General features: G+C 60.5%; 17 protein-coding genes. 10 read left to right on the top strand and 7 right to left on the bottom strand.

What is annotated here, in order from left to right:
- The first annotated feature begins 2 nt into the window (after positions 1-2).
- Together V6S97_RS13015 and V6S97_RS13010 are read left to right on the top strand one after the other, a co-directional pair.
- Positions 3-632: an SGNH/GDSL hydrolase family protein gene (locus tag V6S97_RS13015; protein WP_003506949.1), complete on the top strand. Its 630-nt coding sequence runs from the start codon at positions 3-5 to the stop codon at positions 630-632.
- A gap of 81 nt (positions 633-713) precedes the next feature.
- Positions 714-2312: an ABC transporter substrate-binding protein gene (locus V6S97_RS13010; protein ID WP_003506950.1), complete on the top strand. Its 1599-nt coding sequence runs from the start codon at positions 714-716 to the stop codon at positions 2310-2312.
- Positions 2313-2695: 383 nt separating this feature from the next.
- Here V6S97_RS13010 and V6S97_RS13005 read toward each other — a convergent pair whose 3' ends face one another.
- The 4 genes from V6S97_RS13005 to V6S97_RS12990 are packed head-to-tail and all read right to left on the bottom strand — an operon-like array spanning position 2696 to position 6203.
- A complete protein-coding gene (locus V6S97_RS13005) occupies positions 2696-3454 on the bottom strand; it encodes an ABC transporter ATP-binding protein (protein ID WP_003506952.1) in 759 nt (252 codons plus the stop codon).
- A complete protein-coding gene (locus V6S97_RS13000) occupies positions 3454-4290 on the bottom strand; it encodes an ABC transporter ATP-binding protein (RefSeq protein WP_003506954.1) in 837 nt (278 codons plus the stop codon). The genes V6S97_RS13005 and V6S97_RS13000 overlap by 1 nt, the downstream gene beginning before the upstream one ends.
- Before the next feature lie 3 nt (positions 4291-4293).
- Complete coding sequence (locus tag V6S97_RS12995; protein ID WP_003506957.1) at positions 4294-5181, bottom strand: ABC transporter permease; 888 nt, start codon at positions 5179-5181, stop codon at positions 4294-4296.
- The gene (locus V6S97_RS12990) at positions 5181-6203 is read right to left on the bottom strand and encodes an ABC transporter permease (RefSeq protein WP_020813144.1); all 1023 of its coding nucleotides are present in this window, start codon (positions 6201-6203) and stop codon (positions 5181-5183) included. Before V6S97_RS12990 ends, V6S97_RS12995 begins: the two co-directional genes overlap by 1 nt.
- A gap of 316 nt (positions 6204-6519) precedes the next feature.
- Here V6S97_RS12990 and V6S97_RS12985 point away from each other — a divergent pair, with 316 nt between their 5' ends.
- On the top strand, positions 6520-7155 hold the full coding sequence (locus V6S97_RS12985; RefSeq protein ID WP_080866903.1) for a LysE family translocator: 636 nt from the start codon (positions 6520-6522) through the stop codon (positions 7153-7155).
- Positions 7156-7182: 27 nt separating this feature from the next.
- Here the strand turns inward: V6S97_RS12985 and V6S97_RS12980 are convergent, their stop codons facing one another.
- Together V6S97_RS12980 and V6S97_RS12975 are read right to left on the bottom strand one after the other, a co-directional pair.
- On the bottom strand, positions 7183-7914 hold the full coding sequence (locus V6S97_RS12980) for a FadR/GntR family transcriptional regulator (RefSeq protein WP_003506962.1): 732 nt from the start codon (positions 7912-7914) through the stop codon (positions 7183-7185).
- 95 nt (positions 7915-8009) lie between these two features.
- Positions 8010-8996 (bottom strand): GlxA family transcriptional regulator, encoded by a 987-nt coding sequence (locus V6S97_RS12975; protein ID WP_020812022.1) that lies wholly within the window; start codon positions 8994-8996, stop codon positions 8010-8012.
- A gap of 130 nt (positions 8997-9126) precedes the next feature.
- Here V6S97_RS12975 and V6S97_RS12970 point away from each other — a divergent pair, with 130 nt between their 5' ends.
- The 7 genes from V6S97_RS12970 to V6S97_RS12940 all read left to right on the top strand — a co-directional run bounded on the left by V6S97_RS12970 (position 9127) and on the right by V6S97_RS12940 (position 14021).
- On the top strand, positions 9127-9954 hold the full coding sequence (locus V6S97_RS12970; RefSeq protein WP_003506964.1) for an alpha/beta fold hydrolase: 828 nt from the start codon (positions 9127-9129) through the stop codon (positions 9952-9954).
- Between the two features lie 27 nt (positions 9955-9981).
- Positions 9982-10773, top strand: a complete 792-nt coding sequence (locus V6S97_RS12965; protein WP_080866904.1) for an SDR family NAD(P)-dependent oxidoreductase — start codon at positions 9982-9984, stop codon at positions 10771-10773.
- Between the two features lie 13 nt (positions 10774-10786).
- Complete coding sequence (locus tag V6S97_RS12960; RefSeq protein ID WP_003506968.1) at positions 10787-11272, top strand: hypothetical protein; 486 nt, start codon at positions 10787-10789, stop codon at positions 11270-11272.
- Positions 11273-11537: 265 nt separating this feature from the next.
- Positions 11538-12833 (top strand): bifunctional sulfur transferase/dioxygenase Blh, encoded by a 1296-nt coding sequence (gene blh, locus V6S97_RS12955; protein WP_080866905.1) that lies wholly within the window; start codon positions 11538-11540, stop codon positions 12831-12833.
- A complete protein-coding gene (gene bigR / locus V6S97_RS12950) occupies positions 12827-13183 on the top strand; it encodes a sulfite-sensing transcriptional repressor BigR (protein ID WP_003506973.1) in 357 nt (118 codons plus the stop codon). Before blh ends, bigR begins: the two co-directional genes overlap by 7 nt.
- Entirely contained in the window at positions 13180-13587 is a 408-nt protein-coding gene (locus V6S97_RS12945; protein WP_003506975.1) for a YeeE/YedE family protein, read from the top strand. The genes bigR and V6S97_RS12945 overlap by 4 nt, the downstream gene beginning before the upstream one ends.
- Positions 13584-14021 carry a YeeE/YedE family protein gene (locus tag V6S97_RS12940; RefSeq protein ID WP_003506977.1) on the top strand — a complete coding sequence of 146 codons (438 nt, stop codon included), beginning with the start codon at positions 13584-13586 and terminating at the stop codon, positions 14019-14021. The genes V6S97_RS12945 and V6S97_RS12940 overlap by 4 nt, the downstream gene beginning before the upstream one ends.
- 73 nt (positions 14022-14094) lie before the next feature.
- On the opposite strand, the gene gpmI is transcribed toward V6S97_RS12940, so the two are convergent.
- Complete coding sequence (gpmI, locus tag V6S97_RS12935; RefSeq protein ID WP_003506979.1) at positions 14095-15612, bottom strand: 2,3-bisphosphoglycerate-independent phosphoglycerate mutase; 1518 nt, start codon at positions 15610-15612, stop codon at positions 14095-14097.
- Positions 15613-15892 lie beyond the last annotated feature (280 nt).

Here is a 15892-nt window from a genome sequence, read left to right as displayed (position 1 = left end):
CGATGAAAACCGTGCTCGCCTTTGGAGACAGCCTCACCTGGGGCGCAGACCCGGCAACGGGTCTCCGCCACCGGCCTGAGCATCGCTGGCCGGAGGTGCTGGAGGCCGAGCTTTCCGGAAAGGCGAAGGTTCACCCCGAGGGCCTTGGCGGGCGCACCACCTGTTATGACGACCATACCGGCCCCGCCTGCCGCAATGGCGCACGGGCGCTTGAAGTCGCGCTCTCCTGCCATATGCCGCTCGATCTCGTCATCATCATGCTCGGCACCAACGACATCAAGCCGGTGCATGGCGGGCGGGCGGAAGCGGCGGTTTCCGGCATGCGGCGACTGGCGCAGATCGTCGAGACCTTCATCTACAAACCGCGCGAGGCGGTGCCGAAACTGCTGATCGTCGCCCCGCCGCCCTGCGTTGCAGGTCCGGGCGAGGAGCCGGCGGGCGGGCGGGATATCGCGCAATCGCTACGGCTTGCGCCGCTTTACCGCAAACTCGCCGCCGAACTGGGGCATCACTTCTTCGATGCCGGATCGGTCGCCAGCGCCTCACCGGTGGATGGCGTGCATCTGGATGCGCCGGCAACGGCCGCAATCGGGCGAGCGCTCGCAGACCCGGTCAGAGAGATTCTTGGCTGATCATGCGACACCTGTGGAGGAACCAGGCGCGTGGATCAAAACGTGGAAAGGCCGTATGAACCGGCCGTATTGGGAGGAAAAATGAAACATTTTCTTGCAACCGCAGCGCTTGGCGCCTTGCTGATCGGCGCGATGCCGCTCAGTGTTTTCGCCGAAACGCCGAAAGACCAGCTCATCGTCGCCACGACCATGAGCAACATCCTGACCCTTGATCCCGCCGCCATTACCGGCCGCGAGACCGTGCAGGTTCTGAACAACGTTTATGACACGCTGGTCGTACTTTCACCGAAAGATCGCAGCGTCCAGCCACGCCTTGCCGAACGCTTTGAAATTGCCGAAGATCGCAAATCCATCCGTTTCCATCTGCGCCGCGATGCGAAATTCGCCTCCGGCAACGCCGTGACGGCAAAGGATGTAGCGTGGAGCCTGAAGCGGCTGCTCGCCCGCAATCTGGCGCAATCGTCTTTCCTCAAAACGCGCGGTTTCAAGCTGGAAGAGGCCGACAAGCTCTTCGTTGCCGAAAACGACCAGACCTTCGTGCTCAATATTCCAAAGCCCGATGATCCCAATCTGCTGCTGATGATTCTTGCACAGAATGGTCCGGGCTCGATCATCGACAGCCAGACGGCGCTTGCCAATGAAAAGGACGGCGATCTCGGCGGCGCATGGCTGACGCTGAATTCCGCCGGTTCCGGTCCCTTCAAGCTCACCCAATGGAAGTCCAACGAATATATCATCCTCACGCGCAACGATGATTATTGGGGTGAGAAGGCCAGGATGAAACGCATCCTGATGCGCCATCTGCCGGAATCGCAGTCGCAGCGGTTGATGCTGGAAAAAGGCGATATCGACGTTGCCTATTCCCTGCAGGCCCCGGACCTGAAATCGCTTGAGGCCGACAAGGCCGTCACCATCGAATCCACGCCCGGCTCCGGTTTTTATTACCTCAGCGTTTCGATGAAGGATGAGAAATTCGCGAACAAGAAGGTGCGCGAGGCCCTGCGTTACCTGATCGATTACGACGGCCTCGACAAGGCGGTCATGCCCTATTACGGCAAGCTGCATCAGCGCTCCCTCAGCACCGGTGTCATGGGCGCGCTGCCCGATCAGGGCTACAAGCTCGATGTCGAAAAAGCCAAGGCGCTTCTGGCCGAGGCTGGTTATCCCAATGGTTTCAAAACCACGCTGCGCGTTCTTTCGGAAGATCCCTTCATGAAGGCGGCAACGGCGATCCAGAACACGCTTGCCCAGGCCGGCATTCAGGCTGAATTGATCAGCGGCTCGGGCGACCAGATTTACGGTGCAATGCGCGAACGGAATTTCGAACTGCTGCTCGGGCGCGGCGGCGGCGGCCAGCAGCCGCATCCGGACAACAACCTGCGCTCGATCGCCTATAACCCCAACAATGCCGACGATGCCAAGCTCACCAATTACCAGAGCTGGCGCACCAGTTTCTTCGATGAGAAACTGAACAAGATGATCGAGGAAGCGCTGGTCGAGCGCGATGTGGCAAAACAGACGAAGCTTTATGAGGACCTGCAGGGCTATATGGACGAGACTGTCATGTCGATCCAGCCCTTCTCCGAAGTCATCGACACCGCCGCCTTCCGCAGCGACATCAAGGGCATGATCGTCAGCCCCTGGCTTTCGCGGTTTGAAGAGGTGAGCAAGGAGCGGTAATCGGCCGTCCTATCTGCGAATAAAAAGGCGCGGCTAACCCCGCGCCTTTTTGCTGTAACAAAGCCCCACTCACCCAATGTGTTAGGCGCAAGCGAAGCCTCCGCACTCCGTCACCCCGGACTAGATCCGGGGTCTAGTGCGATCAAGTCCTTGATCGCGAGAGAGTCCGTTCACGGCGCGGACGCGCCGTGGCTGGATGCCGGATCAAGTCCGGCATGACGGAAAGGCCGGTCTCGCACTATGTCAGCAGCCTAGGCGCAGTTGGCGGCCCGCCATCCCGCCTAGCTACCTCCAAAAAAATGCCCGGCGGGGAGGCCGGGCAAGGAAGGAGGATGTTATTATCCGTGACGCCCCGGAGGAGGACGGTCACGTTCTTGGAGCCGTCACGCGCCTTCATATTCCAGCGAAGCGCCGATCAATTCACGCGCATAGGGATGCGTCGCGCGATTGTCGGCGATGGCCTCGCGCGGCAGGATTTCGGTGATTTCGCCGCGCAGCATCACCGCGAACCGGTCGCACATATGATCGACGACGGCGAGGTCATGGGTCACCATGATATAGGTGAAGCCGCGCTCTTCGCGCAGCCGCTGCAGCAGGTTGAGGATTTCGGCCTGCACCGAGACATCGAGCGCCGAGGTCGGCTCATCGAGCAGAAGCAGCGACGGCTCGAGAATCAGCGCCCGCGCAATCGCCACGCGCTGCCGCTGGCCGCCGGAAAGCTGGTGCGGGAAACGATCCAGAAACGATACGGGCAGGCCGACATCGGTGATGACCTTGCGCATGCGCTCTTCGCGGTCGCCAAGCTTGTGGATCGCAAGCGATTCCGAAAGCACGGTGCGCACCGACTGGCGAGGATGCAGCGAACCATAGGGGTCCTGAAACACCATCTGCAGCATGCGGCACCGCTCGATCAGCGGCATGTCGCGCACCGACCTGCCGTCGATAAGGATATCGCCGGTCCAGAAATCGTTGAGCATGGAGACGCAGCGAAGCACGGTGGATTTGCCCGAACCGCTTTCGCCGACCAGCCCGAAGCACTCGCCCGGCTCGACGCGGAAGGATACGGAAGGCAGCACTTTCAGCGCCGTGTGGCCGCTGCCGAAAGTGATGGAGAGATCGCGGGTTTCGACGGAAACGGCCATTATACGTTCTCCTCCAGCCATTCGGGGCGACGGTCCAGCACCGCAAGCGGCGCACGCGTACCGCCAATGCGCGGCTGCGCCGCCAGCAGGCCGCGCGTATAGGGATGCTGCGCCCGATCGAGATCGCGCGCGGCCAGCGTTTCCACCACACGGCCGGAATACATGATGAGCACCCGGTCGCAGAAATTGCGCACGAGATTGAGGTCGTGGCTGATCATGATGAGGCCGATGCCGCGATCGCGCACGAGACCGTCGAGAATATTCAGCACCTGCAGCCGCACCGTCACGTCAAGCGCCGACGTCGGCTCATCGGCAATGACGAGATCGGGATCGGCAAGCAGCATCATGGCGATCATGACGCGCTGGCCCATGCCGCCGGAGATTTCATGCGGATATTGCTCGTAAACGCGGGCGGCATCGCGGATTTTCACTGCATCGAGCATGGCAAGCGCCTTTTCCCGGGCTTGCGATTTCGAAGCCTTGAAGTGGCGCAGATAGGTTTCCGTTACCTGATCGCCGACCCGGCGGATGGGATTGAGGGAGAATTTCGGATCCTGAAGGATCATCGACATGCGCCGGCCGCGAACCTTCAGCATCTCTTTCTCATCGAGCGAGAGAAGATCGAGACCATCGAAATCCAGCCTGTCGGCGGTGATCGTCGCCGATGGCAAAAGGCGCAGCAAGGCCCGGCCGACGGTGGACTTGCCCGAGCCGCTTTCGCCGACGATGCCGAGCCGTTCCCGGCCAAGGGTGAAGGAAATGCCCCGCACCGCCTCGGTGGGTGAGCCGCCATAACGGATGCGGAGATTTTCGACGTCAAGAATTGGCTTTTCCATGACCTATCTCCGGTTCATCTGCTTCGGGTCGAGCGCATCCCGCAGGCCGTCTCCCAGAAGGTTGAAGGCGAGGCTGACGGACAGGATCGCAACGCCGGGGAAGGTCACCAGCCACCAGCTATCCAGCATGTAACGGCGGCCGGTGGCGATCATCGCCCCCCATTCCGGCAACGGCGGCTGCGCGCCGAGACCGAGAAAGCCGAGGCCGGCGGCGGTGAGAATGACGGTCGCCATGTTCAGCGTCAGGCGGATGAGGACCGAGGGCAGACACATGGGCATGATCGACTTGACGATGATGCGCAGAGGCGACGCGCCCTGAAGCCGCGCAGCGGCAATATAATCCGCCTTGCGGAAGGTCATGGCCTCGGCGCGCGCAAGGCGCGCAATCGGCGGCCATGAGGTGAGCGCGATGGCAATGATCGCATTGTTGAGGCTCGGCCCGAGCGCTGCGACGAAGGCAAGCGACAGGATGAGGCTCGGGAACGACAGGAAGATATCCGTGATGCGCATCATCACCGTGTCGAACTTGCCGCCGAGATAACCGGAGGCCGTGCCGACCAGAAGGCCGACGGGACCAACAATGATCGATACCAGCGAGATGATGGTGAGCGTGATGCGCGCGCCCCAGAGAAGGCGGCTATAGATGTCGCGCCCCAGCTCATCCGTGCCGAAGACATGGCCGTTGCCGGGCGCCTGCAGCGTATTGGCGAGATCCTGCGCGTAGGGGTCATGCGTCGCAAGCCAGGGCGCGAAAACAGCGGCGATGACGAGAAGCAGCAGGACGGCCAGACCGAAAGCCGATGTCGGGCTTTTCAGCAGGAAAACAACGATGTTCTTCAGCGCGTTCAAGGGCACGGGAAGGCGAGAGGAAGTTTCTGCACGGGCCGTCATCAGCGGGTCCTCGGATCGAAAAAGCGGTAGAGAATGTCGGACAGGAGGTTGAGCCCGATGAAGATGACGCCGACGATAAGCACGCAGGTCATCACGGCATTCATGTCGCCGATGATAAGATTGCTGGTGAGATATTGCCCGAAACCCGGCCAGGCGAAGACGGTCTCAATGAGAACCGCGCCTTCCAGCAGCGAACCATAGGCAAGGGCGATGATGGTGACGAGCTGCACCCGGATATTGCCAAAGGCATGCAGCCACACCGTCTGCCGCTGCGACAGACCTTTGACGCGCGCTGTCGTCACATATTCCTGGCCCAGCTGGTCCAGCATGAAGCTGCGCGTCATGCGGGTGATATAGGCCGAGGAGGAATAACCGAGCAAAGCGGCGGGAAGGATCAGGTGGTTGATGGCCGACCAGAAAACCTCCATATCGCCCGCAAGCAGGCTGTCTATCAGCAGAAAGCCCGTCCGCTCCTCAACCAGTCCGATATAGAACTGGTCCATGCGGCCACCGCCGCCGACAAGGCCGAGATGGGCGTAAAAAACGATCAGCGCGATCATGCCGGTCCAGAAGATCGGCATGGAATGGCCGAACAGGCTGAGCACACGTACCAGATGATCCTGCCAGCGGTCTTTATTGACCGCGGCATAAACACCCATGGGAATGCCAAGGCCGGCACCGATCAGGATCGCAAAGGTCGCAAGCTCCATCGTCGCCGGCATGACCCTGATGATATCCTCGATGACCGGACGACCGGTGCGGATCGAGGTTCCAAAATCGCCGCTGAAGACATCACCGAGATAATAGATGAACTGCTGCCACAGCGGACGGTCGAAACCGAGCGCATGATAGACCTGTTCATAGGTTTCGCGCGTCGCATCCTCGCCAACGATGGCCCGCACTGGATCGGCCGGCATCAGGCGACCGATAAAAAAGGTCAGCAGCAGCAATCCAAGCAGCGTAACGGCAATACTTCCGATCTGGCCGGACAGGCCATAAAGCGAAAGGCGTCTTTTTGACATGATTCCTCCCTTGCCAGAGATCGATTGCGCAAGTGACCAAGGCGCAATCCTGTCTGACAACTATTCGCAAGTTGTCACAGGTGTTGAGAGCTGTCAAGCGCGTGACTGTGAAATCCGCATCGCCGAGGGCTCTGAAAGGCGTGCCTCGAGGAGGAATCTCATGCTGAAATCATCCGGCTTTCGTGTTGCTTTGGGAAAAAGCACTTGTGTTGCGGCACCCGTAAAAGCCTGTATTCTCCGACTTCGCGGAATGCGCGGAGGCTAGCTGGGCGGGCGGTGGCACCGATGACATCCGTGCCGACAGGGGGAGGAAAATATGGCTGACGTGACACTTCTGGCATTTGCAGTGGTCGCCTTTATCGGCATTGCCACGCCCGGCCCTACCGTCTTGCTCGCGCTTGCAAATGGCTCAAGATTCGGAGTACGCCGCGCCATGATCGGCATGGCTGGCGCTGTCCTCTCGGATTTCGTCCTGATCGGCGCAGTAGCACTAGGATTGGGCGCCTTGCTCGCCGCCTCCGAATTCTGGTTCAGCGTCGTCAAATGGGTGGGCGTCTGTTATCTAGCCTTCCTCGGCATCATGCTTTTGCGCTCAAGAGGCATGCTCGATGGTGCTCTTCAATCCGCGGAGGCCAACGGGGTCGCTTCCGCTCGCTCGATTTTCCTCAAGAGCTTTCTCGTGGCGGTCACCAACCCCAAGGGATATCTGTTCTTTTCCGCTTTCCTGCCGCAATTCATCGATCCCGCCGCGCCGCAGATCCAGCAATATGCGGCGCTTGCGCTGATCTTCGCCGGCATCGATTTCATCGTGATGTTCGGATACGCCCTGCTCGGCTCGCAGGCCGTCCGGCTGTTGCGGAAATCCGGAGCCCTGTGGCTCGACCGGATTTGCGGCGGCGCGCTTCTGACGCTTGCCGCCTCCCTGGCCTTCTATCGGCGGGCGACTGCGTAACCCACTGACCTCTCGCTCATTTCCGGCTCATTCAGCGGCAGTGCGGGAGCGCAGAAGCACCTTGTAGCGCTCAAGACTGCCGCGCAGATGCGCCGCCATATGTTGACGGGCGGCATCGGCATCACCTTCGATGATGGCATCGACAATCCTCGCATGCTCCTCCTGGAGATGCAGGTTGTAGTCCTTCGGACGCGACCCGGGCGCTGCCCCCTGCAATTCGCCGCGGGGAATGATGCCGGAGCGAATGAGTTGAAGAAACTCGGGAAACCGCCTGTTTTGCGTCGCCTGCGCAATTGCCAGATGGAACTCGAAATCAGCATCCCGCGTCGGCAGCCCGGCGGCAAGACAGTCGCCGACGCGCCGGTGCGCATCCACAATCGCCTCCACCTGCACGGCGGAACGGCGCGATGCCGCAAGCCCGGCGGATTCGACCTCGAAAACGGTGCGCAATTCCAGCAATTCGATCACCGAGGAAATTCGCCCCACGGCCAGATCGTTAAAAGGCAGTTCCTTGGCCGGTTTTACTTCAACGGCGAAAACGCCCGCGCCCTTGCGGGCTTCAACGAGACCATCGGCGCGCAGAATGGCGATGGCTTCGCGCACCACCGTGCGGCTGACGGAATATTCCCGCGTCAGGGCGCTTTCGCTCGGAAGACGATCACCGGGGCGGAAAACGCCTTCCGCCAGATCCCGCCGCAATGCCGAACTGATTTTCGCCGCGAGCGATACCCCCTGCTTCGTGCTGCTCTCAACGTCCATTCCGGCCCACCTGTTTTAAACTTGTCTGGCATGTTAGCAAACACCCGCCACATTGCAAGGGCCGGACCTCTGCACCACCGCGACTGTTGCGGCCCTCACGCCGCAGCCATGGCCGAACTGCTGGAAAAGCGGCTTCTATATTCACCCGGTGAGAGGCCGAGAATGCGGTGGAACACCCGGCGGAAGGCGGCGGCATCCTCATAACCCACCGACCATGCGATCTGATCGACCGAACGGCGGGTGAATTCCAGCAATTCCCGCGCCTTCCCGACCCGCAGATGCTGGACATATTCAATCGGCTTCATGCCTGTCGCCGCCTTGAAACGGCGCAGGAAGGTCCGCTCCTCCAGCCCGGCATGTCCGGCCATGTCAGTAACGCTCGTCGCCCGCCCGGCACGGGCCTGCAACCAGTGCTGCACCTTCAGGATCGGCTCGTCGCCATGCGTCAGCCTTGGGGCGAAACTGCTATAATGGCGCTGTTCACGCCCTGAGGGGTCGATCAGCAGGAACTTGCCGGTCTCGATCATCACCGAAGGTCCGAGCAGCCGGTCGACGATGCGCAGGCCAAGATCGGTCCATGCCATCAGCCCGCCAGCCGTGATGATATCGCCATCCTCTATGACGATCTTGTCTATCTCCAGCCGGATATCGGGAAAACGCTCGCGGAACCGCTCGGCAAACAGCCAGTGGGTGGTGGCCGGGCGACCAGACAGGAGGCCCGTTGCCGCAATCATGAAGGAGCCGCCGCAACTGGCGGCGAGCGTCGCCCCCTGCGCATGCCGATCCAGCAGCCAGCGGGCGTAAGGCTCGGCTTCCTCGATCTCAGCAGGCCCCGTCAACCGGCCGGGTACAACGAAAATGTCGGGATGTCCTGACTGCCCGGAATGAGTGTCGTGACAGCGGGAAAATTCACCGCCCTCGCCCATGCTCCAGTGGCTGACCCGCAATTTCGGCCCGCCGCGATCCTGTGAAAATACCGATGCGATGGCAAAAAGATCGGTGATGCCATGTACCATGGCCATCTGACAGTCCCGATAGAGGACCAGACCGACTTCCAGCGCGCTTCCCGTTACACCCGCCATGCGCCCACACCCCCGTTTTGTCAGTTTCGGCTCGCTTTCTGTCAGAAGCGCCAATCCAGCCCCGGCTGTCTCCAGAGTATCTCTATTCCCACGGGACGCAAGCAAGCTCCCTGCAACAGGAGAGAGAGCCATGACAACGATCACCACCAGAGACGGAACGCACATCTTCTACAAGGACTGGGGTCCGAAAGACGGCCAGCCCATCATCTTCTCCCACGGCTGGCCGCTCAGCGCCGATACATGGGATGCGCAGATGGTGTTCTTCGCCAACAACGGTTTCCGCACCATCGCCCACGACCGCCGCAGCCACGGCCGCTCCGACCAGGTCTGGCATAACAATAACATGGATCAATATGCCGACGATCTGGCCGAACTGATCGAACAGCTCGATCTTCACGACATCATTCTGGTCGGCCATTCCACCGGCGGCGGCGAGGTCACACGCTATATCGGTCGCCATGGTACGGCCCGCGTCGCCAAGATCGCCCTCATCGGCGCGGTGCCGCCGCTGATGCTGAAGACGGAAAGCAATGTCATCGGCCTGCCGATCGATGTTTTCGACGGCATCCGCAAGGGCACCTACGACAATCGCAGCCAGTTCTTCAAGGATTTGACCATTCCCTTCTACGGTTACAACCGCGAAGGCGCCGTGATTTCGCAAGGCATCCGCGACGAATTCTGGCGTCAGGGCATGATGGGCGGGCTCAAGGGTCAGCTCGACAGCATTCGCGCTTTCTCGGAAAGCGATTTCCACCAGGATCTGAAGGCCTTCGACAAACCCACGCTGGTTCTGCACGGTGATGACGACCAGATCGTGCCGGTCGGCGCTTCGGCACTCTCCACGGTCAAGATCGTCAAACACGCGGTCCTCAAAATCTACGAAGGCGCCGACCATGGCCTGACGCAGACCCATCAGGACCGCTTCAACGCCGACCTCCTCGCCTTCATCAACGCCTGAAACCACCGGACACAGGAGACACGGGACATGACACAGAATACATTTCTCATCACCGGCGCATCCGACGGCATCGGCGCGGTCTATGCCGAACGTCTGGCAAAACGCGGCCATGATCTCATCCTCGTGGCGCGGCGCGCCGAAAAGCTGAAGACACTGGCAACCCAACTGGAGAAGGATCACCATATCGCAGTCGAGGTTCTCTCCGCCGACCTTTCCAGAGCAGAAGACCTCGAAAAGGTCGAGGCACGACTGCGCGATGACCGGCGGATCACAGGCCTCGTCAACAATGCCGGTATTGCCGGTGAAGGCGCCATCACGGCGCTGGACCCGGCCTATGTCACGACGATGATCAACCTCAATATCCTTGCCGTCACCCGGCTTGCAGCGGCGATCGCGCCGCGGCTTGCCGCCGATGGCAAAGGCACGATCATCAACATCACATCGGTAACGGCCCTGATGCCGGCGGCATTTACCGCCGTCTATCCGGCAACCAAGGCCTTTGTGCTCGCCTTCACCGAAGCGCTGCAGGCGCAGCTTTCCCCGTCCGGCGTGCGGGTTCAGGGTGTCCTGCCGGGTATTACCCGCACGGCGATCTGGGAAGAGGAGCGGCTCGAGGCCATTCCGGCCGCCATGGTCATGGATGTTTACGAGATGGTGGATGCGGCCCTTGCCGGTCTCGATCTTGGCGAGACCCTGACCATTCCTTCGCTGCCGGATGCGGCCGATTTCGAAAATTTCCTTGCAGCCCGCGCAGCATTGAGGCCCAATCTGTCGCATGCACTTGCCGCCAGCCGGTATCGTGCAACTCAAACCGAATAGAGGGAGACGCATCATGATCCTCGGACTGACCATTCCCCAATTCACGACATTGCACGTTGCCCTGAGCCTCATTGGCATCGTAACCGGACTGATCGCCCTGCCCGCTTATGCGGCGGGGCGGTGGATGCCGCGCATGATGGCGCTTTTCCTCGTCACCACGCTCGCCACCACACTCACTGGCTTTCTGTTTCCAATCGGAAATTTCACACCGGCACTCGGCGTCGGCATCATCTCGACCCTCGTTCTGGCAATCGCACTGGTTGCGCTTTACGGATACGGTCTGAATGGCAGGGCGCGCATTATTTATACGATCACCGCCACGATCAGCCTTTATCTCAATATGTTTGTGTTGATCGTTCAGGCCTTTCTCAAGGTCGAAACACTCAACAACCTGGCACCGAACGGCAATGAACCGCCCTTTGTAGTCGCCCAGACGGTTCTGCTTGTTGCAGCCATCTGTCTCGGCTGGAAAGCGACACGCCGCAGGCTCGCCGTCTGAAACGAGCCGAAGTTCGAACCGGCTTCCGGGGAAATGCCTTGTGCCTGAGTGCTTTCAGGCACTAGGCATGTTTTTGCATGCCGAATACAGGCAATCTCCGCTCATCCGTCACAAAACGAAGAAATCCCGTCTCTAGGGTTTCCTCCCGAATCTCTCCTGAAATCCAGCGGGAGATATCCGGAACGAAGACGCTTTTCGCCTCTTGCAAACAAACAATATACATTATATAATAATATATATTAATTTATTACAACAGGAGATGCCGATGAATGCCGTGAAGATCAACGAGCGTCTGACCGTTGCGGGCCAGCCGATGATCGCCGATTTCCAATCGCTCTCCGCCCAGGGCTATAAAAGCATCATCAATGCCCGGCCTGATGGTGAAGAGCCCGGTCAGCCAGGCAATGTGCAGGAAAAAAGTGCCGCCAGCGCGGCAGGCATGGAATATGGCTTCATCCCGGTCAGCGGCCCTGCCATCACCGAAGCCGATATCCGCGCCTTCCAGCAGAAAATGGCGGAAGCGGACGGCCCCGTTTTCGCCCATTGCAAGGGCGGCACGCGCGCACTCACCCTTCATGTTCTCGGCGAAGCGCTGGATGGACGCATCGAGCGGGGCGACATCGAGGCTTTCGGCAAGGCGCACGGCTTTGACCTTTCCGGCGCCACCCGCTGGCTGGAGCGACGCGAAGCGGCGGTTCCACACGTCAAGGCGTTCTTCGATCCGCGCACATGGAGCGTGCAATATGTCGTTTCCGATCCTGCGACCAAGCGCTGCGCCATTATCGACCCGGTCTATGATTTCGATGAGAAGTCCGGTGCAACCGGAACCATGAATGCCGACGCCATTCTGGATTATGTGGCGAGCCAGGGCCTGTCGGTGGAATGGATTCTCGATACCCATCCCCATGCCGATCATTTTTCCGCCGCCCATTACCTGAAGCAGAAGACGGGTGCGCCAACGGCGATCGGCGCGAAAGTCACCGGCGTACAGAGGCTCTGGCAGGAAAAATATAACTGGCCGGATCTCGAAACCGACGGCTCGCAATGGGACCGGCTGTTCGAGGCGGGCGACAGGTTCGATATCGGCTCCCTGGAAGCGCGCGTGCTGTTTTCACCCGGCCATACGCTGGCCTCCGTGACCTATGTGGTGGGAGATGCCGCCTTTGTGCACGATACGCTTTTCATGCCCGATTCAGGCACTGCGCGCGCCGATTTTCCGGGCGGCAGCGCCAGAGAACTCTGGGCGTCTATTCAGGATATTCTCACCCTTCCCGACGAAACACGACTTTTCACCGGCCATGACTATCAGCCCGGTGGCCGCGCTCCGAAATGGGAAAGCACGGTCGGCGAACAGAAGCGCAGCAATCCGCATCTGGCCGGCATGACGGAGGAGGGCTTCATCCGCCTCAGGGAAACACGGGATCGCACATTGCCGATGCCAAAGCTCATTCTGCACGCCCTGCAGGTCAATATTCGCGGCGGCCGCCTGCCGGAGCCGGAAGCGAATGGCAAACGTTATCTGAAATTCCCGCTCGACGTGCTGGAGGGCAGCACATGGTAAAGGAAAACGCGCTGGAAAAGACCCCGCACATTGCTGAAATTCCCCTTCCCGCCATGGAGGAGAGGGCTGTCGAGGTCGCGCTGCTTCTGAAAACACTTGCCCACCCGGCGCGGTTGATGCTCGCCTGCACGCTGGCGCAGGGGGAATTTTCCGTCGGCGAGCTGGAGGTCAAGCTGGATATCCGCCAGCCGACGCTTTCCCAGCAGCTGGGCGTGCTGCGGGAAGCCGGCGTGGTCGAAACCCGGCGCGACGCCAAGCAGATCTTCTACCAACTGAGCGAAGCGAAAGCGGCGCAACTGATCGAGGCCCTTTACACCATATTCTGCGCGCCGGAGGAGGAGACCCTGTGAGCCCCTACTGGCCCTCTCTTTTCGGCGGCATGCTGCTCGGTCTTGCCAGTATTATGCTGTTTCTTTTTAACGGCCGTATTGCCGGCATCAGCGGGATCATGGGCAAAATGCTCGGCAAGGAGCGGCGTCTTGCCGATCTCGCCTTCGTCACCGGCTTGCTGGCCGGACCTTATATCTATGCTGTGGCCTTCGGCCGGCTGCCTGCCATCACCCTCGTTGCACCATGGCCGCTCATCCTCATTGCCGGCCTGCTGGTGGGTTTTGGCACACGCATGGGCTCCGGCTGCACGTCCGGCCATGGCATCATGGGACTGGCGCGATTTTCCCGGCGCTCCATCGCCGCGACCGTAACCTTCCTGATATCAGGCATCTGTGCCGCGACGATAGCAGGAGCCCTGTCATGAAAAATCCGGCCGTGGCCCGTGTTGCCCTGGCATTGGCCGCAGGAGCGCTGTTCGGCTTCGGCCTCTCGCTGTCAGGCATGGTCGATCCCGCCCGTGTTTCCGGCTTTCTCGACGTGGCAAGCGGCCATTGGGACCCGAGCCTGATATTCGTTCTCGGCGGTGCTGTGATGGTCGCCGTGCCGGGTGTGCTGCTCAGCCGACGTCTTGCCAGGCCCGTCCTCACTGAGGATTTCAACCTGCCCGCAAAAACCCGCATCGACCGGCCGCTCATAACAGGCTCGGCCATTTTCGGCATCGGTTGGGGGCTTGCCGGTTTCTGCCCCGGCCCGGCACTATCGGCTCTCGCCCTCGGGCTGATGCCGGTCGTTCTTTTCGTCTGCGCCATGATTGCCGGCATGCTGGTCCACGACCGTCTCTACGCAAAACAGCCATAGCAAAGACGCTCGTCGCGAACGCGGGAAACGGGCAGTCGCGCGGGGCTGGAACGCTCCCGTGCGACTCGTTTGATTAGAGGTCGATCAGGCTCTTGCCCGTCATTTCCGGCGGCAGCGGCACATTCATCAATTGCAGCAAGGTGGGCGCGACATCGGCGAGAATACCGGCATGCAGCTTTGCGCCTTCCGGCCCGCCAAAAAGGATCACCGGCACCGGATTAGTGGTGTGGGCCGTGTGCGGGCCGCCGGTCACCGGGTCGACCATGGTTTCGCAATTGCCATGGTCAGCAATGACAAGCATCGCGCCGCCCACTTTTTCGAGCGCGGCAACGACGGCACCAAGTCCGCGATCCACGGCTTCGCAGGCCTTGATTGCGGCCTGCAGATCGCCGGTATGGCCGACCATGTCAGGGTTGGCGTAATTGGTAACGATAAGATCGTAACCCTTGCCGATCGCCTCGACGAATTTCTCCGTCACCTCGGGCGCGCTCATCTCAGGCTGCAGGTCGTAGGTCGCAACCTTCGGCGATTTCGGCATGAAGCGGTCTTCGCCGACTTCCGGCTCTTCCTTGCCGCCATTCAGGAAGAAGGTGACATGCGGATATTTTTCCGTCTCGGCGAGGCGAAACTGCGTGAGCCCCTGTTTTGCCACCCAGGCGCCGAGCGTATTGACGATATCGCGCTTGGGGTAGGCCGTCGTCATGAAATGGCTGTGGCGGGTGGAATATTCGACCATACCGAGCAGCGCCGAAAGCACGGGCTTTTCGCGCGGAAAACCGTCGAAATCATTGGCACCAATGGCAAGCAGGATTTCACGCGCACGGTCGGCGCGGAAATTCAGGCAAAACAGGCCGTCGCCAGCCTTGAAACCTTCATAACCATCGATCACAGTCGGCAGGATGAATTCGTCGGTGACATTGTTTTTGTAGCTCTGGGCAACGGCGCTCACCGCATCCCGCGCGTGTTCGCCTTTCGCCAGAACCATGGCGTCATAGGCTTTCTCGACGCGCTCCCAGCGATTGTCGCGATCCATCGCATAATAACGGCCGATTACCGTGCCGATGCTGGCACCTTGCGGCAGGCTCGCTACCAGCGCCGCCACAAAATCTTCAGCCGATTGCGGCGCGACGTCGCGGCCATCGGTGATGGCATGCACCACGACCTTCAGGCCGTGGCTGATCATCAACCTCACCGCCGCCTGGCCGTGAAGGATATGGCCATGGACGCCGCCATCGGAAACCACGCACATCAGATGCGCCACACCGCCCGCGGCTTTTACCCTGGCTGCGAAATCAAGCATCGCCGCATTGCGGAAAAAGCTGCCATCCTCGATCGCCAGATCGATCTGGCCGAGATCCATGGCAACGATGCGGCCCGCGCCGATATTGGTGTGGCCCACTTCAGAATTGCCCATCTGCCCGGTGGGCAGGCCGACATTCGGGCCGAAGGTGGTCAGCGTCGCATTCGGGCAGGTGGCAAAAAGCCGGTCCATGGTCGGCGTGTTCGCCAGAACAGGCGCATTGCTGGATGTATCCTCACTCAGCCCCCAGCCATCGAGAATAGTCAGGACAACGGGTCTGGGAGTTTGCATGGGAGGACCTTCTTCGTTCGGTTGCCGGCGGAGGGCGGACCGCCGGGCACCGGAGCGCCCTCTTCCGCCACTATGATCATGGTGAGAAAACATGCTTCTCGTTCTTCTCTTCTATACCCGAAGATGACGAACGCAAGCCTATACCGACAGCGAAACAGTTCCGTGAAGGTCGAAAACGGCGGCTTAAAAACTCACCCCCTCATTCCTGTGCTCGTCACAGAAATCCAGCCGACGCGTGTCTGCGCGGCGGAGAGACCCCTTTCAACCCAAGGGCCTGGGC

This window comes from Agrobacterium sp. CCNWLW155, from assembly GCF_036888815.1.
Taxonomy (GTDB): domain Bacteria; phylum Pseudomonadota; class Alphaproteobacteria; order Rhizobiales; family Rhizobiaceae; genus Agrobacterium; species Agrobacterium radiobacter.
This window is presented reverse-complemented; position numbering and strand designations above follow the sequence as displayed.

Excerpts from the sequence above, each read along its gene's own strand:
- V6S97_RS13015 (WP_003506949.1), top strand. The coding sequence starts at position 3 with ATGAAAACCGTGCTCGCCTTTGGAGACAGCCTCACCTGGGGCGCAGAC.
- V6S97_RS13010 (WP_003506950.1), top strand. The coding sequence starts at position 714 with ATGAAACATTTTCTTGCAACCGCAGCGCTTGGCGCCTTGCTGATCGGC.
- V6S97_RS13005 (WP_003506952.1), bottom strand. The coding sequence starts at position 3,454 with ATGGCCGTTTCCGTCGAAACCCGCGATCTCTCCATCACTTTCGGCAGC.
- V6S97_RS13000 (WP_003506954.1), bottom strand. The coding sequence starts at position 4,290 with ATGGAAAAGCCAATTCTTGACGTCGAAAATCTCCGCATCCGTTATGGC.
- V6S97_RS12995 (WP_003506957.1), bottom strand. The coding sequence starts at position 5,181 with ATGACGGCCCGTGCAGAAACTTCCTCTCGCCTTCCCGTGCCCTTGAAC.
- V6S97_RS12990 (WP_020813144.1), bottom strand. The coding sequence starts at position 6,203 with ATGTCAAAAAGACGCCTTTCGCTTTATGGCCTGTCCGGCCAGATCGGA.
- V6S97_RS12985 (WP_080866903.1), top strand. The coding sequence starts at position 6,520 with ATGGCTGACGTGACACTTCTGGCATTTGCAGTGGTCGCCTTTATCGGC.
- V6S97_RS12980 (WP_003506962.1), bottom strand. The coding sequence starts at position 7,914 with ATGGACGTTGAGAGCAGCACGAAGCAGGGGGTATCGCTCGCGGCGAAA.
- V6S97_RS12975 (WP_020812022.1), bottom strand. The coding sequence starts at position 8,996 with ATGGCGGGTGTAACGGGAAGCGCGCTGGAAGTCGGTCTGGTCCTCTAT.
- V6S97_RS12970 (WP_003506964.1), top strand. The coding sequence starts at position 9,127 with ATGACAACGATCACCACCAGAGACGGAACGCACATCTTCTACAAGGAC.
- V6S97_RS12965 (WP_080866904.1), top strand. The coding sequence starts at position 9,982 with ATGACACAGAATACATTTCTCATCACCGGCGCATCCGACGGCATCGGC.
- V6S97_RS12960 (WP_003506968.1), top strand. The coding sequence starts at position 10,787 with ATGATCCTCGGACTGACCATTCCCCAATTCACGACATTGCACGTTGCC.
- blh (WP_080866905.1), top strand. The coding sequence starts at position 11,538 with ATGAATGCCGTGAAGATCAACGAGCGTCTGACCGTTGCGGGCCAGCCG.
- bigR (WP_003506973.1), top strand. The coding sequence starts at position 12,827 with ATGGTAAAGGAAAACGCGCTGGAAAAGACCCCGCACATTGCTGAAATT.
- V6S97_RS12940 (WP_003506977.1), top strand. The coding sequence starts at position 13,584 with ATGAAAAATCCGGCCGTGGCCCGTGTTGCCCTGGCATTGGCCGCAGGA.
- gpmI (WP_003506979.1), bottom strand. The coding sequence starts at position 15,612 with ATGCAAACTCCCAGACCCGTTGTCCTGACTATTCTCGATGGCTGGGGG.